Raw genomic sequence first — 24,784 nt, forward strand, 5'->3', positions numbered from 1 at the left:
TATTAAATTGCTCCATGACAATACCTGATATGTGATATCCTTTAGAGGATAATAATTAGGAGGTTGGTTTTAATGGCCAATAACGATAATAATAATTTTTTTGGCGGATCAAAAATCCCTAAGACAACATCAGGAATCGACGGGTCAGTTTCGCCCGAAGATCTTGTAAAATATAATCTTGGTTCAGCAAAAAATGAACAAAATATTCCTGCAAATGGTAACACTGTAGTCGGTCAAAATAATGATTCGGCATTTAATGACGTACCTTCATTTAACGATACTGATGAAGTTAAGGCAGATTCTGCACCAGAAAATGACTTTACTCGTCCTACGATGACATCAGCAGTTGATCCAGTACCTTCACCTGATGAAGTGAAAGCAGACGCAAATGTTGATGAACAAAAACCTTGGGAAAATAGCTTCGATTCAGATACTGACGAAGAAGGACACATATCAAGAGCAGTAAGTAATGAAAAGAAACGTGGTAATAAAACATTAATTGCTACTTTAGTTATTTTGCTTATTGTATGTATGTTTACACCAGTTGTTATCAAGGCGTTGAATAGCAACAATAACAGTAACTTGGACTCAACACAGACAGCAAAATCTCAAGATTCTAGTTCAAGTAAGTCTAAAGATACATCAAGTACTTCAAAGAAAAAGAAGTCAACTCCAAGCAAGAAGAAATCAAAAGCAAAAGAAACAACTGATAACAGTATAGATACATCAAGTAATACTGATTCAACTAGTGCTACAGATACTACAGGATCAGAAGCAGCATCTACAGATAATAGTTCTCAATCGAATTCTTCTGCAAATGCAGGTACTTCATCAAATAGTTCTACTGCTACAGATACATCATCATCTTATTACACCGTAAAAGCCGGTGATAACTGGTATAGAATCGCTTATAACCATGGAATGACAACAGCACAATTGCAAGCATTAAATGGTGGAGCAACAACACTAACACCAGGTACTACAATTCGTGTAAAATAAATAATAATTGATTGAGGGTCTTTGACATTAATTAATGTCTAGGCCCTTTTATTGTCAGGGAGAAGAAGATAATGCAAATTGCTATTGATGGACCAGCTTCAGCTGGTAAAAGTACTATTGCTAAAATTATTGCCAAAAGGCTCAATTTTGTATATTGTGATACAGGTGCAATGTATCGTGCTGTTACTTTATTAGCTAGGAATAATGGCGTAGACTATGGTGATACATCTAAAATAGTTGATTTAATGAATACTCATAAAATTCATTTCGTCAATGACTTGTCTGGACAACGTATATTTATTGATGATCAGGATGTATCTGAAGAAATTAGAACACCAGAAATAACAAATAATGTTTCGCAAGTTTCAGCAATAAAAGAAGTGCGTGAAAAATTAGTTAGCATGCAAAGAGATTTGTCAAAGGACCATAGCATTGTTATGGATGGACGAGATATTGGTACTACTGTATTACCAGATGCTGAGATCAAAATATTTTTGATTGCTAGCGTTAAGGTTAGAGCGGAAAGAAGATTTAAAGAAAATCAAGAGCGTGGAATAGATACACCTTTGTCAGTTCTTGAAGATGAAATTGAAGCAAGAGATTACAAAGATTCTCACCGCGAAGTTTCACCCCTTAGAAAAGCTGATGATGCTATAGAATTAGACACATCTAATTTAACTATTGATCAAGTAGTAGATGATATATTAAATATTATAGAAAATAAAAAATAGGAGAACAAAATATGCCAGTTCCTGTTGTTGCCCTTGTTGGGCGACCAAATGTAGGTAAATCAACGATATTCAATCGTATAATAAATAAAAGATTGTCTATTGTTGAAGATACACCAGGTGTCACAAGAGATAGAATATACTCAAGTGCCAGTTGGTTAGGTAGAGAGTTTAGACTTATTGATACCGGTGGTATTGATATGAGTGATGAACCAATGTCAGTTCAAATTAAAAATCAAGCTGAAATTGCGATTGATGAAGCAGATGTTATCGTATTTATCGTTAACGGCCAAACAGGCGTTACTAAACAAGATGAAGATGTCGCTAAGATTCTATATAAAACCAATAAACCAGTAGTATTAGCTATCAATAAAGCTGATAATCCTGAACAACGTCAAGATATATATGATTTTTATTCATTAGGTTTTGGAGAACCTAATCCAATATCTGGTTCACAAGGTACCGGTATTGGTGACTTACTTGATGAAATTGTTAAATCATTCCCAACAGATAACGAACGTGAAGAAGATGACACAATTAAGTTTTCATTTATTGGTCGACCAAATGTAGGTAAATCTTCTCTAGTTAACGCTATTTTGGGTGATGACAGAGTAATCGTTTCAGATATGCAAGGTACTACTAGAGATGCAATAGATACAAAGTATCATGATGACTTGCTTGATGAAGATTTTACAATTATTGACACTGCTGGTATTAGAAAAAGAGGAAAAGTATACGAAAATACTGAAAAGTACTCAGTTCTAAGAGCTTTAAGTGCAATTGATAAGTCTGATGTTGTTTGTGTTGTTCTAAATGCTGAAGAAGGCATCAGAGAACAAGACAAAAAAGTTGCTGGTTATGCACATAATGCTGGTAAAGGTGTAATCATTTTAGTAAATAAATGGGATACTTTGAAAAAAGATACTCATACTATGAAAGATTTCGAAGATGAAATTCGACGAGAATTTCAATATTTGTCATATGCACCAATAATTTTTACATCTGCTGTAAAAAATCAAAGATTAGACAAAATACCTGAACTTGTTGTTAGAGTAAATGAGAATAGGGAACGTAGGATACCTTCAGCAATTCTAAATGATCTGTTATTAAGAGCAACATCTATTGCGCCTGCGCCAGTAGTAAAAGGTAAGAGATTACGTATTTACTATATGACACAAGTTGCAGTAGGACCGCCAACTTTCGTAGTATTTGTTAATGATAGTGAATTACTGCATTTTTCTTATGAAAGATTTTTAATTAATCAATTACGTGAAACATTTGATTTTGAGGGAACACCTATTAAAATATTGCCTAGAACCAGAAAATAGTAAAAATATAATTTAAAATTTTACATTTTATTATTTTTTTTGTTAAAAAATAACTTATTTTAATGAGAAACCCTTTAAAACGCTTGAAATAGGCGTTTCACTATGTTAATTTTTAGTAAGAATGATATGTAATGAGTTCATCGTTCATTTATTCTAAACAAACCTATTCCGGAGGAATTTTAAGTATGGCTAACAAAGCAGAACTTATCGATAGTGTAGCAAGCAAAACAGGCTTGACAAAGAAAGACGCAACTTCAGCAGTAGATGCTGTATTTGCTTCAATTCAAGAAAATCTAACAAAAGGTGAAAAAGTACAACTAATCGGCTTTGGTAACTTTGAAGTTCGTGATCGTGCAGCCCGTAAAGGCCGTAACCCACAAACTGGTGAAGAAATCAAAATTCCTGCAAGCAAAGTACCTGCATTCAAACCAGGTAAAGCTTTGAAAGATTCAGTTAAATAATTTACCTTTAAAGAGTGGTCTTATGACCGCTCTTTTTCAATTTAATTAAATGGAGAAATATTTATGAGCAAAGCAGAGGAAGTCATGGAAAGTATCGATTCAGGGGATTACTCTGATATTGAAGTTAAAATTTTAGAATCAATTCAACAAGACGATGAACAGACACAATATTCTCTAGCTGAAACATTGATGAGTATTGGATTTACCGTACAGGCAAAAATTATATATGAACACTTAAATGAATTGTATCCGACTGAGGGACAAATATTATCAAGATTAGCCGAAATATCAATTTCTGAAGATAATATGGATGAGGCTTTGGGTTATATATCAGAAATCACACCAGATTCTGAAGCCTATGCCCAGAATCTCCTTGTATCAGCTGATATATACCAGGCACAAGGATTGTATGAGGTAAGTGAACAAAAGCTCTTAGAGGGGATTAGAATGTTCCCAGATGAAGAGGTATTTAAGTTTGCATTAGCAGAATTATACTTTGATGAAAATAAATTCAGTAGTGCTATAACCTATTATGATTTTCTTTTGGACGAGGATATTAAAACTTATTCAGGTATTTCGATCACAATGAGAAAAGCTAGCGCTTTGTCAGGTATCGGTGAATATGAGGAAGCCATTGAAGAATACAACAAACTTAATGCTCTAGAATTAAACGAGGACTCTCAATACCAATTAGGTTTCTTGTATAATCAAGTTAAAGATTATTCTAAGTCTATCTCCACGTTAGAAAGTCTTTTAGATACAAATAAAGACTACCCTACGGCATATGCGACATTAGCGGATGATTATCTTAATTTAAAGGATAATCAAGAAGCATTTAGATATGCACAATTAGGATTAAATTTAAATGAATTAGACGAAAATTTATATCGTATAGCATTTGAAGCAGGTATTAACGAAAATCCTGAAGAGGCATTATCTATAATCACTAAGGGTATAGAAACAGTAGAAAATCCATTACCACTGATTATCAGTTTAAGTGATTATTATATTTCTCATGGAAGATATCAGTTAAATCTTGATTTATTGGAAAACAGTGAACTGAATAATAACCCTAAATTAATTTGGAATCTGGCAAAATCTTATTTTGAACTGGGCGATATTAAAAAGTCTAAGGAATTCATTGTTACCGTGTTAGAAGATTATAAAGACAATTTAGATTATTTAACTGATTTGGTTCAAATATTACAGTCAACAGGGGATAATGATCTATTGAAAGTTGCTTTGCAACTCTACATAAAAATTAATCCTGATAACGAAGTAATGAATGATCTTTGGGAACAACTGAATTAATGAGGTTTATGAATTATGAAAATCACTCAATTACCAGAAGACTTTAAGACAGCACTGCCAATTTTAGAAGAGCTTGAAAATGCTAATTTTGAGGCTTATTTTGTTGGAGGTAGTGTCAGAGATCACATTTTGGGTTTGCCAATTCATGACGTTGATATTGCTACCAGTGCTTATCCTGAGGAGATCAAGCAGGTTTTTACTCATACTATTGATACCGGAATTCAGCATGGGACAGTAACTGTTTTATACAATAAAATTCCGTATGAACTAACCACATTTAGAACAGAGAGCGGTTATCAGGACTTTAGAAGACCTGATAAGGTAACTTTCGTCAGATCTTTAGAAGATGATCTTAAACGTCGAGATTTTACAATAAACGCATTAGCTGTTGATAGAATGGGTAATGTCATCGATAAGTTTAATGGTATTCAAGATTTAGATAATAAGATGATTAAAGCAGTAGGCGTAGCCTCTGAAAGGTTTCATGAAGATGCGCTTCGCATGATGAGAGCAGTGAGATTTCAATCACAATTAAATTTTGAGATTGAAGAAGAAACAATTAAAGCAATTGAATCAAATTCTGAGCTTTTAGAAAAAATTGCTGTGGAACGTATCCGTGAAGAGTTCATTAAGATGATGTTAAGTAATCATTGGCAAAAAGGCTTTAAAGATATGATTGACATGGAACTATCTGAGTATTGTCCAGAATTTAAGGGGAATAGTTCAAAGTTAAGATCATTGTTGAATTTTGATGAACTGTTATTTGAAGATGAAGAATCTATTTGGATGGGACTTGGTTATGTACTTGAATTAAATTCAAGTGGACTCAATAAACTTCTAAGAAGTTGGAAAGTATCCAATAAAATACGTGAAGCTAGTGTTAATAGCTTTAAAATGTTGAAGCTGATTGAGGAAAATCAATTAGACACATATGATTTTTATAAGTTAGACATATCTAATTATGAACGAGTTAAAAAATTCAAAAACTATCTATCCATTGAAACTAATTTGGATGAATTGAGTGATGAAATTAATAAAATTTCAATAAAAAATTCAAATGATATCAATTTTACTGGTCAAGATATAATGACTGTTTTAGAGATAAAACCAGGACCTCAAATCGGTAATTACATGCTAAATATTGAAAAGGCTATCATATCTGGTACGATAGGAAATAATCATGATGAAATACGTGATTTTTTGTTATCAATTCGTTAATCATAAAGTACTTGCTGTGTTATTATAATTAAAGAAAGTATTTTTTATTTGAAAGGATGAATATTATGTCAAAGCACGTATTTAAAGAACTAAAATTTTATTTTAGAAATGATGATACATGGACTGTCGATCACGCAGAAATGAGTGATGTATGGATTTCACGTGTTACAACTAGTTATGGACGTATTTCAGGTGGACGTATGCAAGAGATACATCCATGTAAGAGTTTTAAGATTGAAATTCTTCCTGAAGCTGATTATATTAAGGACGCGGATGTTTCAACTGCTGCTATGGTAGATGGAATGTTCAACCGTGTAATTAAGTATCAAGATATTGAAAAATGCGAAATCGTTTTTGAAGATGAAAAAGATAAAGAACCTATGGAAATTTATTTCCCATTCAAAGCAAAAGACGCTGAAGAAATTGATAACGTTTATCAAACATCTGCTATTTCAAAAGAAAATGGTAAACTTTACATCGTAATTGATGCTGAAGAAACAGTTTTGGATGTCTATAAAGGACAACTCTAAAAATAAGAAGCCCAATGGGGCTTTTTTTTATGCATTCAGTAACTTAAAATAGTATTTAATAATTAAATAAAGTGGTGAAAATGTGAAAACCTTAAATATAACAAATGCATCAAAGTCTTTTGGAGATAGAACCTTATTTTCTGATGTTTCATTTACGATAAATGAACACGATAGAATTGGTCTTTTAGGATTAAACGGTCAGGGTAAAACAACGTTATTAGATGGAATTGTTGATAGTTCATCATTGAATACTATAAATATTGAAAAACCTAAAAACTATAAAATTAACTATTTAAAACAACAACCAGAGTTAAATGAAGAGCATTCTGTGATTGATGCTGTATTCGAAGGAGATAACGAGAATTTTAGATTAATCAAACAATACGAATTAGCTTTAGAAGAATTTAACAAAAATTCTGAGAATAAAAAAGTTCAAGATGAATTTTTTAAATTACAAGAAGAAATGAATGCTAAGGATGCTTGGCAAATAGAATCTGATGTAAAAACAATCTTGAACAAACTGGGTATTACTGAACTAGGTGCTATCATAAGAAATCTTTCAGGTGGTCAACAAAGAAGGGTTGCTTTAGCACAAACGTTAATTTCTGATGCTGATTTACTGATATTAGATGAGCCCACTAACCACTTAGATTACGAAGCTATTGAGTGGTTAGAATCATACTTGAATAAATTTCAGGGTTCTCTTTTATTTGTTACTCATGATCGTTATTTCTTGAATAAAGTAACAACAAGAATTTTAGAGTTAGAAAATCAACATATCATTGAATATGATGGAAATTACGAAAAATATTTACAACAAAAAGCAGCAAATGAAGAGATTAGTGCTGCTGAACAACAACACAAAACTCAACTATTTAAAAAAGAATTAGAATGGATGAGGGCAGGTGTTAAGGCCAGAGGAACTAGACAACAAGCCAGAGTGGATAGATTTAAAAATCTAAAGGATGACCTTTCAAATCAACCAGATTCTCAAAAGGAAATGTCAATCGATATTGCTCAAAAGAGACTTGGAAATGATGTTTTTGAGATCAAAGATGCTAATTATGAAGTAGATGGACACAAGATAGTTAGTGATTTTAGTTATTTAATAAATAATGGTGATCGTATAGGAATTACTGGATCTAATGGATCTGGTAAAACATCATTTTTAAATATCTTAGCTGGCAGAAATCAATTAGACTCTGGAATTTTAAAAATTGGTCAAACAGTAAGTATTGGTTACTACACACAACATACAGAGAAAATGGATCCAGAAAAACGTGTTATTAGATATCTTGAAAGTATTGGTCAAGGTGTTAAAAATACAAGTGGATATTCAATGTCCGCTTCTCAATTGCTGGACACCTTTAAGTTTGATCATAAGATGCAGGGTGCTTATATTAGAGAGTTATCAGGTGGAGAGAAAAGAAGGCTTTACTTATTGGCAATTCTTATTCAACAACCAAATGTTCTATTACTTGATGAACCAACAAATAACTTAGATATTGGTACTCTAACTATTTTGGAAAACTATCTTGATAATTTTGAAGGAACAATTTTGGCAGTATCTCATGATCGCTACTTCTTAGATAAGGTTGCAGATAAACTGCTAATTTTTGAAGGTAATGGTAAAATTTCTGAGAGTTACTTGAGTTATTCTGAGTATCTCGCAGAAAGTAAAACAAAACAAAAAGATAAAGCTGTGGTAACTGAAAATGTAAAATCAGATACTGATGAATCAAAAGAAAAAACTAAGTTAACGTATGCAGAAAAAATCGAATTAGAAAAATTAGAACCAAAAATTGAAAAAATTGATGAAGAATTAACGAATTTAAAATTAGAACTAGAAAACTCAGACAATGGCTATCAGGAATTAATGGATTATCAAAAGCAATACGATGAAAAATCTAAAGAAGCAGATGAACTGATGGAACGCTGGGAATATCTTAGTGAGTTTGCATAGGAGAGTCTTATGAATGAAGATCAATATTTGACGCTTTTAAGAAGTGTTCTTGAAACCGGTGATACAAAAACAGACCGTACAGGTACAGGAACTATTAGTAAATTTGGTTACCAGATGAGATTTGATTTAAATGAGTCATTTCCTATTTTGACGACAAAAAAAGTTCCCTTCGGTTTGATTAAAAGTGAATTATTATGGTTTTTGCATGGTGATACTAATATTAAATATTTACTAGAGCATAAAAATCACATATGGGACGAGTGGGCATTTAAAAAATATGTTGAAAGTTCAGATTATACTGGTCCAGATATGACTGATTTTGGTATAAGATCTCAAAAAGATCCCATATTTGCTGAAGAATATCACAATCAGATGAATTTATTTGACGAAAAAATTTTAAATGATGATTCATTTGCTAAAAAATATGGTGATTTAGGATTTGTTTATGGAGCTCAATGGCGACACTGGCAAAAACGTGATGGTGGATTTATAGACCAAATTGCTAATGTTATTGATCAAATTAAGAAAACACCTGACTCTAGAAGATTAATTGTCAGTGCTTGGAACCCTGAAGATGTTCCAACCATGGCACTTCCACCATGTCATTCATTGTTTCAGTTCTATGTAAACAATGGAAAATTATCTTGTCAGCTTTATCAGCGAAGTGGGGATCTGTTTTTAGGTATTCCATTTAATATTGCTAGTTATGCACTTCTCACACATTTGATTGCACGTGAATGTGAACTACAAGTGGGAGAATTTGTCCATACAATTGGAGATGCACATATTTATTCCAACCACATAGAACAAGTTAAGGAACAATTGAGCAGAACACCATCTTCATTAAAACCTCAATTGAAAATTAACAGTGAAAAGAGCATATTTGACCTTGATGTAACAGATATTGAGTTGGTTAATTATGACCCACAACCAGCTATTAAAGCTGTAGTGGCAGTATAGGAGATGTTGTAATGATGGGATTTGTTTGGGCAGAGGATATTAATCATGTTATTGGTAATCAGGGACATCTCCCTTGGGTTCTCCCAGATGATATGAAAAGATTCAAAGATTTAACAACAGGGAATGTAATATTAATGGGACGTAAGACGTACGAGAGTTTTCCCAATGGTTCATTACCTAATCGCAAAAATATTATACTTTCTAGAGATTCTAATTATTCTGCCGACCCTGAAGCTATTGTGGTTCATTCTAAAGAAGAATTGTTCCACCATGTGGAATTGGATGATAAGATCATGGTAATTGGTGGTAGATGTGTATTTGAGTTGTTTAAAGACGATGTGGATTACTTATATGTCACAAAAATAGATTATTCGTTTGAAGGTGACGTAAAAATGATTTCGATAGATTATTCTAAGTTTGAATTAGTCGAAAAAAAAGAAGGTATTGTTGATAATAAAAATCATTACCAACATACCTTCGAAACTTATAAACGTATTAACTAACATATAGATAAACTGAGAAGTACATGAATGCTGTTCCAATAAGAACAAAAATATGCCAGATTACATGGACATACTTTAGATTTTTAATAAGATAAACACACGCACCTAGTGTGAAAGCAATTCCACCAGCTATTAATAGATAAATTCCCGTAGCACCTATAGAAATAAACAGAGGGTGCATTGCGACGACTATGGCCCATCCCATCAGTACATATAACATTGTTTCAATAAATTGATATTTTCCAACGTTAAATATCTTGTATAAAATTCCACAGATGGCTAGCAACCAGATGACTGAAAGTAAAATAATTCCGAAAGCAGTACCACGTAAACCAATCAAACAATAAGGTGTATATGTTCCTGCAATCATTAAAAATATAGAACTATGGTCAAAAATCTGGAAAACAGGTTTAGCTTTTGTGAAGTACAAACTATGAAATAATGTAGAACTTAAATATAAAAAGAATAAAGTGAATGCGTAGATTGAAAAAGCAGTTATTGCTAAGGGATCATGCATTTTTGCACCTTTTATGATAATGAAAACAGATGCAATTATTGCAAGGATAATTCCTATCCCATGGGTTACTGCACTAAAAACTTCATTAGTGATTATATAAGTTTTGGAAAAACTATTATTATTATTTTTCAATTGATTATTTTTTTCACTCAAATTATTAATTTACCTTCTTTGAATAGAATGTTAATACATATAGTTTACTCTAAAATTAGATTTTTTTTTTGTAAATCTGTTATAATTTATAAAAAGTAATAAACATGAACGAAAGTTGGAAAAAATGGGTAAGGTAAAAATTATCACAGATTCATCAGCACAACTTACTGATGAAGAAATTAAAGAAAATAATATCGGTGTAGTTCCTCTAACAATTACAATCGATGATGAAACCTTTGTAGATGGAGTTGACATTTCTCATGAAGAATTTGTTCAAAAAATGCATGCTTCAAAAGATTTGCCTACAACATCACAACCTTCAATTGGAACATTTATGGATGTGATTGATAATATTTCTGATGAATATACTGAAATATTATCTTTGAACATGACAGAATCTATCAGCGGTACAGTTAATGCAGCAAAACAAGTTATAGAAATGACTGACAAGAAAATGACAGTTATTGATACAAATTTCACTGATAGAGCAATGTCATTTCAAGTTATTGAAGCTGCTAAGATGTCTGAAGCAGGCAAGAGCCTTGAAGAGATTACAGCTAGATTAGATGAAATTCGTGCTAATACGCGTTTATACATGGGTGTAACTACAATTGAAAACATCTTAAAAGGTGGAAGATTAAGTAGATTTGCTGGTACCTTATCATCACTGCTTAATATCAATTTAGTATTAACTCTGAAGAATAATAGTTTGGATATTGCTAAACGTGGACGTGGTCGCAAAGTCATTGATAATTACCTTAAGGGTGTGATTGATGAAATTAAGGGGCTAGATAATATCAAATCTATTGGAATTTCATATGTAGATAACATGGATTTTGTTAATGAACTTCAAGAAAAAATTAAAGAAGTTCACCCAGATCTTCCAATCTTGATTAGAGTTACAAGTCCTGTAATTGCAACACACGCTGGACGTGGAGCGTTTGCTATAGAATTTTATACTGACTAAAACTGGTGAACTTTCATCAGTTTTTTTTTGAGGAATGGAAAGTTTATGAAAAAGAAAACTATATTTATTATATCTGCAATAGTTATCGTTTTAATTGGTTGTGGTATTGGTGGATATTTTTATTACCAACAACAGAATCAAGAAACACAACAAATCACTAAATCAAAAAATAAAACTACTAAAAAGAGTGAAAAAGTTACTAAAAAAACTAGTGTTTCTATAGTTGCAGTTGGTGATTCCTTGACACAAGGAGTTGGTGATACTAGCAAAAATGGAGAGGGTTATGTAACTCGCTTAAGCAAAAAGATCTCAAAGAAGTACAAAGTTAAAACCTCTACACATAATTATGGTGTTTCAGGTGATACAAGTACTCAAATTATGAAAAGAATTGATAATAATGATAAGATGCATAGCGATTTGAAAAATGCAGATATAATTACAGTCACCGTAGGTGGAAATGATTTCATGCATTTGTTACAAAAAAAAGGGCTTGATTTGACTTCAAAAGATATATCTACTGAAGAAGGCAATTTTGATAAGCGTCTTGTAAAGTTATTAGATGACTTGAGAATTTACAACAAGAATGCCCCCATTTATCTTATAGGAATATACAATCCATTTAGTATTTATTTATCTAATGTTACAGGTGCTACATCTGCATTTAAAAAGTGGAATGAGTCTTCTGAAAATGTTACAAAAGATATGTCAAATGTACACTTTGTTGATATCAATAATTTGTATGCAAGTAAGTATGCGATAAATGTCACTAAGAAGACCGGTTCTAATCCTTACTTATTTGATGAAGATCATTTTCACCCAAATTCTATTGGATATGATATGATGACAAATAAAATATTTAAAGAAGCTAAGAAAACTGATAAAGAATGGATTGATAAGTAAATGAAAAAAAGAAATTATTGGATGTATGCTTTTATAACTTTAGTAAGTGTTCTAGTAATTTTTCTATTGTTTTTAGGGACTAAAATATTTAGTTCACCAAGTGAAAAATATGAAGTAACTTCTAAAATTCAAAATGAAAATTCAGAAGTTTTTAAAGTTACAATGAACAAGAAACAAGCCAATCAGATGGCTGAGTATTATTTGAAGAACACTTTAAATAATGGAAAAACAGAATATCAGTTTAAGGTAAAAGACAATGCTGAATTAAGTGGTGACGCTGATTTCTTGGGCTCTAAAATTCACTTTGTTATTGTACTCAAGCCCTATGCGAAGACAAATGGTGACGTATTATTGAAAGCCACAAAAATTAAATTGGGTGATATATCACTTCCAATATCATTTGTTTTAAACTATGTAAATAACATGTATAATATTCCAGATTGGGTATCAATTAATTCTAAGGATAAGACTATCTTAATGAAATTTACTGAATATAAAACAAAAGATGGATATGGTATTAGAGCCAAGAAAATAGACTTAAAGAACGATGTTTTAAAATTTGATATGTTTAATTCTAAAATTACGGGAAACTAGGTGATTTTATGAGAAGAAGTTTCTATACTTACTTAATGACTTTGAGAAATGCTGAGAGTGTCGAGCCAGAAGCAGAATTTGCTAACAACGCCTTCTATGATCATTCTTTCCCAAAGCAAGAACAAAATTATGAAAAAATTTCAGAGTACTTGGAATTGAATGCTAACTATTTGCCAAGTATGAGTATATTTGATGAAGTTTTTGAAAAATATAAAGAAAATGATAAAAAGTAGACTACTGCATATGCAGTAGTTTATTTTTTTAGAAATATTGGTATGATAGGTCCAACATAGTTATAATTAAATTAAGAATATTTTTACAAGTTTAAGGAGGTAGACTTTATGGTTTTACAGTGGTATCCAGGTCATATGAATAAAGCAAAAAATCAAGTTCAAGATCGATTGAAACAAGTGGATATTGTTCTAGAGATTGTAGATGCTAGATTGCCGTTTTCTTCAAGAAACCCCGTTCTAGAAGATATAATTGGTCAAAAGAAACACATAATTATTTTAAATAAATCTGATTTAGCAGATCCTCAGAGAACTAAAGAATGGAAATTGAGTTTTCAACAAGAAGGATTGGCAGTAATTGATTTAGATGCAAAACATACAAATGCTTTAGGAAAAATAAATAGTGCAATCAGAAGAGAATTGTCTGAAAAAATTGCCAAATATGAAAACAATGGTGTTAAAAACTATCAAATTAAGGCTATGTGTGTAGGAATTCCTAATGTTGGTAAATCAACTATTTTGAACAAAATGGTTGGAAAAAATGTTGCGGTTACTGGAAATAAACCAGGTGTCACAAAGAATCAAAATTGGCTAAAAACAAGTGTAGGAATTGATTTATTAGATACTCCTGGTATTTTGTGGCCCAAAATCGATGATAATCGTGTAGGTTTGAAATTAGCCTTGTCAGGCGCTATTAAGGATCAAATTTTTGCACCAGATGATGTGGCAATATTTGCATTGTCATTTTTAGAATCATTTTATTTGGATAGTTTATTAACCGTGTATAATATAGAACCCAATGATTTAAGGAACAAAACTACACCTGATATATTGATGTTCCTAACAAATAAATTTGGCTATAAAGACGACTATGATCGTGCAGCACGCAAGATTATTAATGATGTTAGAAAGTTGAAGTTTGGTCCAGTTACTTTTGATGTGCCAGGTGAATTTTATGAAGAATAGCGAATACACTATTTCTGAAATAAAAAGTATCTTGCAAGATTCTCCAAGTGAAGATCAATTAAAGCACTTTCGTGAAGATAAACGAGCTGGAGTAATAAAACTATTAGAGCAATATAATAGAAGAAAACTTCAGTATGAAAATCAAATTCTCAAATTTGAAACTAAAAAAAAGTTTGAAGAACCTTTTTGGGATAAAGGTTTATACGTTGCTGGTGTTGACGAAGTAGGTAGGGGACCACTTGCTGGTCCTGTCGTCAGTGCTGCAGTTATTTTGCCTGAAAATAATACGTTAATAGACGTTGATGATTCAAAAAAATTGTCTGCCAAAAATCGTTTGGAAATATACAATCAAATATGTGAGCAAGCAGTTGATATAAGTGTTTCTATAGGATCAGTGGAATTAATTGATCAGGAAAATATATATCATGCTACTGAACTAATTATGAAAGATGCTATTGATAGTCTTTACATAAAACCTAATCATATTTTGGTAGATGCCATGACTATCCCAGTTGACATTGAACAAACAAAGTTGATTAAAGGAGACGCTAAATCAATTTCTATTGGTGCTGCAAGTATCGTGGCAAAAGTAATGCGTGATAACTTAATGAATTACTATGACCGAAAGTATCCAGAATTTAAATTCAAAAAGAATGATGGTTATGGAACAAAAGATCATTTGGATGCACTAAATAAATACGGAAGAACTCCGATACATCGTATGAGTTTTTCACCAGTCAAAAAAATCACTAAACTGTATTAACACCATTTTTCGTAATTTTAAAATAAAAGTGGTGTTTTTATTATGGAAAATTTTACTGAGTTCTTAATTAAGTGTCGTTATACACAAACTCTATCAAACCAAAATCTACTTAGTATTATTGATATATATTTAAAAAATGAAAATTACGAAAATATAGTGTTTGATTTTCTATTGTTAAAATTAGGTACTGATAAATTTGAAAAATTTACAGAAAAATTTGACTCTATTGCTGAAATACAGGAAAAGGCAATCACTTTTATAGATTCCAAATATCCTGAACAGCTCAGGCAAATATACAATCCACCAGCTTTGCTTTTTTATAGAGGAGATATAACTCTTTTAGAGACAAAGTGTATAGGAGTTGTTGGATCTAGAAAAGCAACAAAATATGGTGAAAAATGCTGTAATAACTTTATTCCTAATCTTGTTGGAGAGTACACAGTTGTAAGCGGACTGGCTAAAGGGATAGATGGCATGGCACATGTTGCCGCACTTAATAATAATGGCAAAACAATTGCTGTTTTGGGGAATAGTTTAGATATCTATTATCCTAAAATAAATGAATCTGTCCAAAAAGAAATATTTGAAAAAGGGTTAGTTATTACAGAATATCCTTCGGGTTCAAAAATCAATCGTTGGCATTTTCCTCAAAGGAATAGAATTATTTCAGGATTATCAGAAAAAGTTATAGTAGTTGAAGCTGAGGAAAGAAGTGGTGCTTTAATAACTGCCGACTTAGCTTTAGAAAATAATAGAGATGTTTTGGCGGTGCCTGGAAGAGTTGATTCTAAACTATCTGCAGGCTGTAATAAATTGATAGAACAAGGTGCTATTCCACTAATTAATTTAAATAATTTTTAGACTTTACTTTCTAAATTTGAAAATTAATGTATCATTTAGTTTGACAAAATTGTAAATGGTAATTAATATATCATCTCAGTAGAACCAATTTGGAAAGGAGCACTATACGTGCCACAACAAAAAAACTTAGTAATAGTAGAGTCACCATCAAAAGCTAAGACAATTGAAAAATATTTAGGTAGAAATTATCATGTTATCGCTAGTTTAGGTCACGTCCGAGATCTTCCTAAGAGTCGCATGGCAATTGATTTTGAAAACGATTATGAACCACAATATATTTCTATTCGAGGCAAGGGCCCTGTAATTAAGGACTTGAAAAAAGAAGCCAAAAAAGCAAAAAATGTTTATCTTGCAGCCGATCCGGATCGTGAAGGGGAAGCCATTGCATGGCATGTTTCGCATCTCTTAGATTTAGATCCAGAGGGTAAAAATCGAGTTGTATTCAATGAGATTACTAAAGATGCAGTAAAGCAAGCATTTAAAAATCCAAGAAGTATTGATATGAAACTTGTTGATGCTCAACAAGCTCGTCGAGTTTTGGATAGAATTGTTGGATACTCAATCTCGCCTATTCTTTGGGCTAAAGTCAAAAAGGGTCTTAGTGCTGGACGTGTTCAGTCTGTAGCACTAAGACTGGTAATTGATAGAGAAAATGAGATTAAAAAATTCGTTCCAGAAGAGTACTGGACAATTGAATCTACGTTCAAAAAAGGCAAGAGTAAATTTACTGCTAATTTCTATGGATTAGATGGTAAGAAACTAAACTTGAATGATAATGATGGAGTTCAAGAAGTCTTAGGACGAGTTGATAAAAAAAGTAAATTTAATATAGATAAAGTTACTAAAAAAGAACGTAAAAGAACTCCTGCTGCACCATTTACAACAAGTTCACTTCAACAAGAAGCTAATAAGAGATTAAACTTTAAGACTCGTAAGACCATGATGATTGCTCAGCAATTGTATGAAGGAATTAATCTTGGACGTAAGGAAGGTACTGTTGGTTTAATAACTTATATGCGTACTGATTCAAAACGTATATCAAGTATTGCTCGTGCTGAAGCCGCAGAATTCATTCATGAAACTTATGGTGAAGAATACGCTGCCGAAAAGTTAAGACACGACAAAAATCAAGAAGGTGCACAAGATGCCCATGAAGCTATTAGACCTTCATCAATTCTAAGAACACCCGAATCTCTTAAAGACATACTTTCAAGAGATCAGTTCAGATTATATAGTCTGATATGGTCAAGATTTGCTGCTTCTCAAATGACACCTGCAGTTTATGACACTATGTCAGTTGATTTATCACAATCAGGTGTAATGTTTAAAGCAAGTGGTTCTAAACTGAAATTTGCAGGATACCAAAAGGTTTATCAAAATTCTTCTGATAGTAGTAAGGACAATGTTTTACCAGATTTAAAAGAATCAGATCAAGTTGATTTAGTATCAAATGATCCAGCACAACATTTTACTCAACCACCTGCAAGATTTACTGAAGCTTCACTAGTTAAGACTCTTGAAGAAAACGGTGTAGGACGCCCATCTACTTATGCTCCCACTATTGATACAATTCAAAGAAGATATTATGTAAAACTAAATGGTAAAAGCTTTGAACCTACAGAATTAGGTGAAATAGTAGACGATTTAGTACAAAACTACTTCCCTGATATTGTGGATACTGATTTTACTGCTAATTTAGAAACAGAATTAGATAATATTGAAGAAGGCAAAGAAGATTGGGTTAAGGTAGTAGATCGATACTACAAACCATTTGCCAAAGAACTAGAATCAGCTGAAGAAAAGATTGAAAAAATTCAAATCAAAGATGAACCAGCCGGCATAGATTGTGAAATCTGTGGAGCTCCTATGGTTATTAAAATGGGACGTTTTGGTAAATTCTTTGCATGTTCTAGATTCCCAGATTGTCGAAATACAAAGGCAATTGTTAAAGAAATCGGTGTTACTTGTCCACAATGTAAAAAAGGACAAGTTATTGAACGCAAATCTAAGAAAAATAGAACTTTCTATGGTTGTTCAAGATATCCAGATTGTGATTTTGTAACTTGGGATAAACCAGTAGGTCGTGATTGTCCAAAAGATGGCCATTACTTAGTTGAAAAGAAGGTCAAAGGTGGCCGCCAGGTACTATGTCCAAATGGAGATTATGAAGAGGAAGTTCAAAAATAGTGGATAATCAAGAGTTAATTGATAAATTCATTGAAAATTTAACTGTCAATCATCATTATTCAGACGAAACAAAAAAATCTTATCTTGAAGATATCAAAAGCTTTAGAAGTTTCTTAGAAAATAATGGCGGATTTGAAAACTTTACTAAAGTTAACAAATTGGATGTAGAAACTTTTCTTAGTTACATGGAAGATAAGGATTATGCAAAAGAGACAGTTGCTAGAAGGATCTCAGGATTGAGGTCCTTTTATAGTTTTATGAAAAAAAATTCGATGATAGAAACCAATCCATTTGATATTGTAAGATTGAGAAATAAAGGTCGAAGACTTCCTCATTTTTTCTATGAAGAAGAAATAAATCAATTATTCAAAGCAGTTGAAGGTGATGATCCCTTATCACAAAGAAATTCTGCACTTCTTGAAATACTTTATGCAACAGGTATGCGTGTCAGTGAATGTGCCAACCTGCAAGAAGATCAAATTGATTTTGTGAATGGTATTATATTAGTTCATGGTAAGGGTGATAAAGATCGATATGTACCTTTTGGAACTTTTGCCCAAGATTCTCTTAGATTTTATATAGAAAATGGTAGAATAGACTTAATGGCAAAATATAATGAAAATCATAATTATATTTTTGTCAATAATAGAGGTAAACCTATCACCAGTCGAGGTATAGAGTATATTCTTGATCAGATTATCAAGAAAACTAGTTTGACTGCTGATATTCATCCCCATATGATTAGGCATACATTTGCTACTCATATGTTAAACAATGGTGCTGATTTGCGAACTGTTCAAGAATTATTAGGACATTCGAGTTTATCTACTACGCAAATATATACCCATGTAACCATGGATCATTTGCAAAGTGACTATAAAAAATATTTTCCTAGATGAGGTAATGAAATGACAACAATCGTAGCTGTTAAGCATGACGGACATACTGCAATTGCAGGTGATGGTCAAGTAACAATGAGTGAAAAATTCATCATGAAGGGTACTGCACATAAAGTGCGTCGTATCTTTGATGATCAAGTAGTTATTGGTTTCGCCGGTGGTGTTGCAGATGCAATTACACTTCAAGACTGGTTAGAAAAGAAGCTAAAAGAATATTCAGGTAATTTACAACGTGCTGCTGTTGAATTAGCACAAGATTGGCGTAAAGATCCATCATTACAAAAATTAGAAGCAATGTTGTTAGCTATGAACAAAGAAACATTGTTACTTATTTCTGGTAGTGGTGAAGTTATTGAACCTGATGAAGATGTTGTTGCAATTGGTTCTGGTGGTAACTTTGCACAAGCTGCTGCTATTGGATTACAACGTCATGCAAAAGATATGGATGCAGAAGAAATTGCTGTTGAATCCATCAAAATTGCATCTGAAATTGATATTTTTACGAACAATAATATTATCTCTGACAAATTTTAATTAAAGGAGTCTTAAAATATGACCCAAATGTTAACACCCAAAGAAATCGTTTCAAAACTAGATAATTATATTATCGGTCAAAATGATGCTAAAAAAGCTGTTGCTATTGCTTTGTATAACAGATATCGTCGTATGCAGGTAACTGATAGTCTAAAACAAGAAATTACACCCAAAAATTTACTAATGATTGGACCTACTGGTGTTGGTAAAACAGAAATTGCTAGACGTCTAGCAAAAATTGTTAATGCACCATTTGTTAAAGTTGAAGCAACTAAATTTACTGAAGTTGGATATGTTGGACGTGATGTTGAATCTATGGTTCGTGATCTAGCTGATGTTGCTGTAAAAATGGAAGAAGATGATCGCATCGAAGAGATGAGATCAAAAGTTTCCAAAAAAGTTGATAAAAAGTTAGTTAAATTGTTAGTTCCTGGACAAGAAAAGAAACAAAAGAACAACGACAATGGCATGAACTTTGGTGACATGATGTCTATGTTTGGTAACCTACAATCTGGTAATATCGGAGACGTTTTAGGTGGAAACAACGATGACGCCAATGATGACCCTGATAATAATAAAGATGTAACAGATAAGATTAGAAATGAAAGATTATCTGTAAAAGAAAAATTAGATCAAGGCTTACTTGAAGATGAAGAAGTAACTATTGTTGTTGAAGAATCTAAAAAAGCACCAATGAATGATCAAATGAACCAAATGGGTATCGATGTTGGCGAAATGATGGGTGCTATGATGCCTAAAAAAATGATTTCAAGAACATTACCAGTAAGAGAAGCTCGTGAAGTTCTAATTCAACAAGAAGCACAAAAGAATATTGATCATGATGCTGTATATCAAGCAGCTATTGATAGAACTCAAAATAACGGAATTATTTTTATAGATGAGTTTGATAAAATTGCTGGAAATGAGAAGAAGCAATCAGGTGAAGTTTCTCGTGAAGGTGTTCAAAGGGATATTCTGCCAATAGTTGAAGGTTCTCAAATCAATACTAAATACGGTCCTGTAAATACAGATCATATTTTATTTATTGCTTCAGGTGCTTTCGCAGAAAGTAAACCAAGTGATCTGATTGCAGAATTACAAGGTCGTTTCCCAATTCGTGTTGAATTGAAAGACCTAACAGAAGAAGATTTTGTTCAAATTTTAACTCAACCAAGCAATTCACTTACAAAACAATACGTTGCTCTTACAAGAGCAGATGGTCTAAACTTAACATTTACTCAAGAATCTATTGAAGAAATTGCTAAGGTATCATTTGACTTGAATAATACAAATCAAAATATTGGTGCCAGAAGACTATCAACAGTTTTAGAAAGAATTCTTTCTGAAATCCTATTTGAAGGTCCTGATATGCAAATGGGTGATGTAACAATTACTCAAGAATATGTCCAAGAACGAGTTGGTGAAATTGTATCTGATAGAGATCTTTCAAGATACATTCTATAGGAGACTGATTGAATGGGACTTTATGAAATAAAAAATGATTTTTTAACTGCTAATATTAACTCTCTTGGTGCTGAAGTTTACAGCGTCAAGAATGAATCAGGAACTGAATTTATTTGGCAGGCAGAACAGGATGTATGGGGACGCCATGCACCTATTCTCTTTCCAGTTGTTGGACGTTTGAAAGATGATTACTACAAAGTAGACGGTAATGATTATCAAATGGGACAACATGGTTTTGCTAGAGATAGAGAGTTTGAAGTTACATCTCAAACAGAAACAATGCTGGAATTTACACTTGAATATGATGATGAATCACTTACAAGTTATCCTTATAAATTTAGTTTGAAAGTAGTCTATCAATTAATTAAAGATAGTTTACAAATTAGCTATCTGGTTGATTCACTTGAATCAGAAAAAATTATGAATTTTTCTGTTGGGGCTCATCCAGGATTTAATATACCTTTTGATAATCAGTTAGAATATGAAGATTATCAAATCAAATTAGAACCACAAGAAACTCTTAATCGTATTCCACTAAAAGAATCTAATATTGATTTAAGCAAGGAATTTAGTGTTGATAATCAAAATGAACACTTAACTCATGATTTATTTAAAAATGATGCGATAATCTATCGTTTAAATAATCCATTAGTAATTTCAATTTCTTCAGAACAATCAGAACATTCAATTACCTTGGATACTGGAAATGCTAAGTTTGTTGGATTATGGTCACAATATCCTAGTGAAGGTAACTTTGTATGTATTGAACCTTGGTGGGGGATAGCAGATAAAGTAGATACTGATCACAATTTGGAAACTAAGTATGGTATTAACAAATTGAATCCAAAAGAAAGATTCGAAGCATATTACAGTATTTCGTTCAAATAAAAAACATCCTACACAATTTGTGTAGGATGTTTTTCTATATTCATAATGTTATTTATTCTGTTGTTGCTTTTTATATCTAAGTCCAATAGGTACCAAATTCTCAGTACCATTGAGAAGTCTTTTTATATTTGGTATATGTCTAATGTAAACAATAACCGCGACAATACATGCAGCTGTAGATAATACCCAATCGTGCATGAAGAAAGTTGATATGGCAAAAACCAGAACGGTAACTAAACTTGCCACGCTTACCATACTGGTAAGATAAACAATTGAAGCTAAACATATAAAACAAATTAAAAATAATATTGGACTGTATGCCAATAATATTCCAGCACTTGTTGCAACAGCTTTACCACCACGAAACTTCAAAAATATAGAGAAAACATGTCCAATAACAGCAAAAATACCTACAAATAAAATGAGATAATGATCTAAACCAAAGAAAGTTGGCATTAAAGCACCAAGTGTTCCCTTAAGAATATCCATAATTAAAACTGATGTACCAGCTACTGGCCCGAAAACTCTATAGGTATTTGTTGTACCAACGTTTCCACTACCATAGTCGAAAATATTTTTTTTGAAAAAGATTTTGCCAACGAGGTATGCAGAAGGGAATGAACCAACTAGATATGCCAAAATAATAGATATAAAAAGTTTCATAAAATCTCACATTCTTTTCTTCGTATTTTTAATAAATAAAAGCAATTAAAACTTATCCTATACATTATCTAATAAATCTCCAAAAATTAAAAGATAAGACTTAACTTATAGGAATATGGATGAGAACCTCTGGAAAGTGTTATAATCTCTAAGATATGTAAAAAATTTTAACAAAAAGGAATGAGTGAAATGCCTAAATCATCTTATGATGACTCGTCAATTCAAATTCTAGAGGGCCTTGAGGCTGTTAGAAAAAGACCTGGTATGTATATCGGATCAACAGATTATCGTGGTTTGCATCATCTAGTTTATGAAATAGTTGATAATGCAGTTGATGAAGCATTATCAGGCTTTGGTGACGAAATCAATGTAACAATTAATAAAGATAATAGTATTACCGTAGTTGATCATGGCCGTGGAATGCCTACAGGAATGCACTCTTCTGGAAAACCAACAATTGAAGTAATTTTAACGGTACTTCATGCAGGTGGTAAATTTTCAGAAAATTCTTATAAGACTTCCGGTGGTCTACATGGAGTTGGTTCATCAGTAGTTAATGCATTATCTGAATGGATGACTGTTAGAGTTGTTCGTGATGGACAAGTTTATGAAGAAAGATTTGAAAATGGTGGACATCCTGTAGGAACTTTAAAGAATACTGGAACCACTAAAGAATCTAATGGAACAACTATTAGTTTTAAACCTGATCCAGAAATTTTTCAAACTATAAAGTATAACTATGACACTTTAGCTGAAAGATTAAGAGAATCAGCTTTCTTACTTAAGGGTGTAAAGTTTACAATTACCGATAAACGTGGAGAAGAAGACAAGACTGAAGTCTTTTATTACGAAGATGGTATTCAATCTTTTGTTAAATATCTAAACGAAGATAAAGATACTATCGGTGGAATTTTCTACATTGAAGGAACAAATAGTGATATCGAAATAGAATTTTCTGGCCAATACAATGACGGATACTCGGAAAATGTAATCTCATTTGTTAATAACGTTCGTACTGTGGACGGTGGAACACACGAAGCCGGTATGAAATCAGGTCTTACCAAAGCATTTAATGACTATGCACGAAAGATCGGACTTTTAAAGGAAAATAGTAAAAATTTAGAGGGTACTGATATTCGAGAAGGACTATCAGCTATAATTTCTGTCAGAATTCCTGAAGAATTATTACAATTTGAAGGTCAAACAAAAGGTAAACTAGGAACACCTCAAGCAAGATCAGCTGTTGATCAACTAGTTTACGAACAAATGAATTTCTTCTTGATGGAAAATGGTGAACAAGCGCAAACACTTGTTAAAAAAGCTATCAAAGCACGTGAAGCACGTGAAGCTGCACGAAAAGCACGTGAGAATTCACGTAATGGAAAGAAAAACAAAAAAAATGATGGATTACTATCAGGTAAACTAACACCTGCTCAGTCTAAAAATTCATCTTTAAATGAATTATTTCTTGTCGAGGGTGATTCTGCTGGAGGTTCAGCAAAACAGGGTAGAGATCGTAAATTTCAAGCTATTTTGCCATTGAGAGGTAAAGTATTAAACACTCAGAAAGCAAAATTAGAAGATATTTACAAAAATGAAGAAATTAATACAATGATTTATACAATTGGTGCCGGTGTAGGTGCTGAATTTAATCTTGAAAATAGAAATTATGACAAAGTTATTATCATGACCGATGCCGATGATGATGGATCCCATATTCAAATTTTGTTACTTACATTTTTCTATAGATATATGAGACCACTAGTTGAAGCTGGACATGTATATATTGCTTTACCACCACTATATAAACTTCAAAAGGGTCGTGGGGCAAAACAAGTTATCGATTATGCATGGACTCCTGATGAATTAAAAGAAGGTATTAAAAAAATCGGTAAGGGTTATGACCTTCAAAGATTTAAAGGACTGGGCGAGATGAATGCTGACCAGTTATGGAATACTACAATGGATCCGGAAACAAGAATGTTAATTCGTGTAAATATTGATGACGCAGCTCTTGCTGAAAGACGAGTTACTACACTAATGGGTGACAAAGTTCAGCCTAGACGTGATTGGATTGAAAAAAATGTTAGATTTAATGGTAGTGAAGAAGGGGATAATATTCTTGAAAAGATTGATGAATCCACTGACTCTACTATTGAATTAGATGATTTATTGAATAAGGAAGAGGGTGAATAAT

Annotated in this window: 25 protein-coding genes; 23 read left to right on the top strand and 2 right to left on the bottom strand. The window is 32.2% G+C overall.

From position 1 onward, the window contains the following. Positions 1 to 72 precede the first annotated feature (72 nt). The 10 genes from EKN01_RS02910 (at position 73) to EKN01_RS02955 (ending at position 10,001) form a co-directional block, all read left to right on the top strand. Complete coding sequence (locus EKN01_RS02910) at positions 73 to 999, top strand: LysM peptidoglycan-binding domain-containing protein (protein WP_129044896.1); 927 nt, start codon at positions 73 to 75, stop codon at positions 997 to 999. 71 nt (positions 1,000 to 1,070) lie between these two features. Further along, on the top strand, positions 1,071 to 1,730 hold the full coding sequence (cmk, locus tag EKN01_RS02915) for a (d)CMP kinase (RefSeq protein ID WP_129044897.1): 660 nt from the start codon (positions 1,071 to 1,073) through the stop codon (positions 1,728 to 1,730). A gap of 11 nt (positions 1,731 to 1,741) precedes the next feature. Next, positions 1,742 to 3,055, top strand: coding sequence for a ribosome biogenesis GTPase Der (der, locus tag EKN01_RS02920; protein ID WP_129044898.1), 1,314 nt, complete (start codon positions 1,742 to 1,744; stop codon positions 3,053 to 3,055). A gap of 185 nt (positions 3,056 to 3,240) precedes the next feature. Next, positions 3,241 to 3,516: an HU family DNA-binding protein gene (locus tag EKN01_RS02925; protein ID WP_099974731.1), complete on the top strand. Its 276-nt coding sequence runs from the start codon at positions 3,241 to 3,243 to the stop codon at positions 3,514 to 3,516. 63 nt (positions 3,517 to 3,579) lie between these two features. Beyond that, positions 3,580 to 4,827 (top strand): tetratricopeptide repeat protein, encoded by a 1,248-nt coding sequence (locus EKN01_RS02930; protein ID WP_129044899.1) that lies wholly within the window; start codon positions 3,580 to 3,582, stop codon positions 4,825 to 4,827. Positions 4,828 to 4,842: 15 nt separating this feature from the next. Continuing rightward, positions 4,843 to 6,045 (top strand): CCA tRNA nucleotidyltransferase, encoded by a 1,203-nt coding sequence (locus EKN01_RS02935; protein ID WP_129044900.1) that lies wholly within the window; start codon positions 4,843 to 4,845, stop codon positions 6,043 to 6,045. A gap of 65 nt (positions 6,046 to 6,110) precedes the next feature. Beyond that, positions 6,111 to 6,575, top strand: coding sequence for a hypothetical protein (locus EKN01_RS02940; RefSeq protein ID WP_099974734.1), 465 nt, complete (start codon positions 6,111 to 6,113; stop codon positions 6,573 to 6,575). A gap of 82 nt (positions 6,576 to 6,657) precedes the next feature. Beyond that, positions 6,658 to 8,538 (top strand): ABC-F family ATP-binding cassette domain-containing protein, encoded by a 1,881-nt coding sequence (locus tag EKN01_RS02945; RefSeq protein WP_129044901.1) that lies wholly within the window; start codon positions 6,658 to 6,660, stop codon positions 8,536 to 8,538. Between the two features lie 9 nt (positions 8,539 to 8,547). Further along, entirely contained in the window at positions 8,548 to 9,498 is a 951-nt protein-coding gene (locus EKN01_RS02950; RefSeq protein WP_129044902.1) for a thymidylate synthase, read from the top strand. Positions 9,499 to 9,509: 11 nt separating this feature from the next. Continuing rightward, the gene (locus EKN01_RS02955) at positions 9,510 to 10,001 is read left to right on the top strand and encodes a dihydrofolate reductase (protein ID WP_129044903.1); all 492 of its coding nucleotides are present in this window, start codon (positions 9,510 to 9,512) and stop codon (positions 9,999 to 10,001) included. On the opposite strand, the gene trhA is transcribed toward EKN01_RS02955, so the two are convergent. After that, on the bottom strand, positions 9,994 to 10,671 hold the full coding sequence (gene trhA / locus EKN01_RS02960) for a PAQR family membrane homeostasis protein TrhA (protein WP_241685232.1): 678 nt from the start codon (positions 10,669 to 10,671) through the stop codon (positions 9,994 to 9,996). The two genes, EKN01_RS02955 and trhA, sit on opposite strands and share 8 nt — an antisense overlap. 124 nt (positions 10,672 to 10,795) lie before the next feature. Here trhA and EKN01_RS02965 point away from each other — a divergent pair, with 124 nt between their 5' ends. From EKN01_RS02965 to EKN01_RS03020, 12 genes are all read left to right on the top strand, one after another. Beyond that, positions 10,796 to 11,638, top strand: coding sequence for a DegV family protein (locus EKN01_RS02965; protein ID WP_099974738.1), 843 nt, complete (start codon positions 10,796 to 10,798; stop codon positions 11,636 to 11,638). 45 nt (positions 11,639 to 11,683) lie between these two features. After that, entirely contained in the window at positions 11,684 to 12,538 is an 855-nt protein-coding gene (locus EKN01_RS02970) for a DUF459 domain-containing protein (protein ID WP_129044904.1), read from the top strand. After that, entirely contained in the window at positions 12,539 to 13,132 is a 594-nt protein-coding gene (locus tag EKN01_RS02975; protein ID WP_129044905.1) for a YpmS family protein, read from the top strand. It begins immediately after the preceding gene. Between the two features lie 8 nt (positions 13,133 to 13,140). Then, positions 13,141 to 13,365 (top strand): YozE family protein, encoded by a 225-nt coding sequence (locus tag EKN01_RS02980; RefSeq protein ID WP_099974741.1) that lies wholly within the window; start codon positions 13,141 to 13,143, stop codon positions 13,363 to 13,365. A 108-nt stretch (positions 13,366 to 13,473) separates the two neighbouring features. Next, complete coding sequence (gene ylqF / locus EKN01_RS02985) at positions 13,474 to 14,328, top strand: ribosome biogenesis GTPase YlqF (protein WP_129044906.1); 855 nt, start codon at positions 13,474 to 13,476, stop codon at positions 14,326 to 14,328. After that, on the top strand, positions 14,318 to 15,091 hold the full coding sequence (rnhB, locus tag EKN01_RS02990) for a ribonuclease HII (protein WP_129044907.1): 774 nt from the start codon (positions 14,318 to 14,320) through the stop codon (positions 15,089 to 15,091). Before ylqF ends, rnhB begins: the two co-directional genes overlap by 11 nt. A gap of 42 nt (positions 15,092 to 15,133) precedes the next feature. Beyond that, on the top strand, positions 15,134 to 15,952 hold the full coding sequence (gene dprA, locus EKN01_RS02995) for a DNA-processing protein DprA (RefSeq protein ID WP_129044908.1): 819 nt from the start codon (positions 15,134 to 15,136) through the stop codon (positions 15,950 to 15,952). A 108-nt stretch (positions 15,953 to 16,060) separates the two neighbouring features. Further along, on the top strand, positions 16,061 to 18,139 hold the full coding sequence (gene topA / locus EKN01_RS03000) for a type I DNA topoisomerase (protein WP_129044909.1): 2,079 nt from the start codon (positions 16,061 to 16,063) through the stop codon (positions 18,137 to 18,139). Further along, positions 18,139 to 19,038, top strand: coding sequence for a tyrosine recombinase XerC (gene xerC / locus EKN01_RS03005; RefSeq protein WP_129044910.1), 900 nt, complete (start codon positions 18,139 to 18,141; stop codon positions 19,036 to 19,038). Before topA ends, xerC begins: the two co-directional genes overlap by 1 nt. A gap of 9 nt (positions 19,039 to 19,047) precedes the next feature. Next, positions 19,048 to 19,572: an HslVU peptidase proteolytic subunit gene (gene hslV / locus EKN01_RS03010; protein ID WP_099974747.1), complete on the top strand. Its 525-nt coding sequence runs from the start codon at positions 19,048 to 19,050 to the stop codon at positions 19,570 to 19,572. A gap of 18 nt (positions 19,573 to 19,590) precedes the next feature. Then, on the top strand, positions 19,591 to 21,036 hold the full coding sequence (gene hslU, locus EKN01_RS03015) for an ATP-dependent protease ATPase subunit HslU (protein WP_099974748.1): 1,446 nt from the start codon (positions 19,591 to 19,593) through the stop codon (positions 21,034 to 21,036). Between the two features lie 12 nt (positions 21,037 to 21,048). Further along, positions 21,049 to 21,924: an aldose 1-epimerase family protein gene (locus EKN01_RS03020; protein ID WP_129044911.1), complete on the top strand. Its 876-nt coding sequence runs from the start codon at positions 21,049 to 21,051 to the stop codon at positions 21,922 to 21,924. Positions 21,925 to 21,972: 48 nt separating this feature from the next. Here the strand turns inward: EKN01_RS03020 and plsY are convergent, their stop codons facing one another. Further along, the gene (gene plsY, locus EKN01_RS03025) at positions 21,973 to 22,587 is read right to left on the bottom strand and encodes a glycerol-3-phosphate 1-O-acyltransferase PlsY (protein WP_099974750.1); all 615 of its coding nucleotides are present in this window, start codon (positions 22,585 to 22,587) and stop codon (positions 21,973 to 21,975) included. Between the two features lie 180 nt (positions 22,588 to 22,767). Here plsY and parE point away from each other — a divergent pair, with 180 nt between their 5' ends. Continuing rightward, positions 22,768 to 24,783 (top strand): DNA topoisomerase IV subunit B, encoded by a 2,016-nt coding sequence (gene parE / locus EKN01_RS03030; protein WP_338323304.1) that lies wholly within the window; start codon positions 22,768 to 22,770, stop codon positions 24,781 to 24,783. The last annotated feature ends 1 nt before the right edge of the window (position 24,784 follow it).

It is taken from the genome of Companilactobacillus metriopterae, from assembly GCF_004117915.1.
GTDB lineage: Bacteria > Bacillota > Bacilli > Lactobacillales > Lactobacillaceae > Companilactobacillus > Companilactobacillus metriopterae.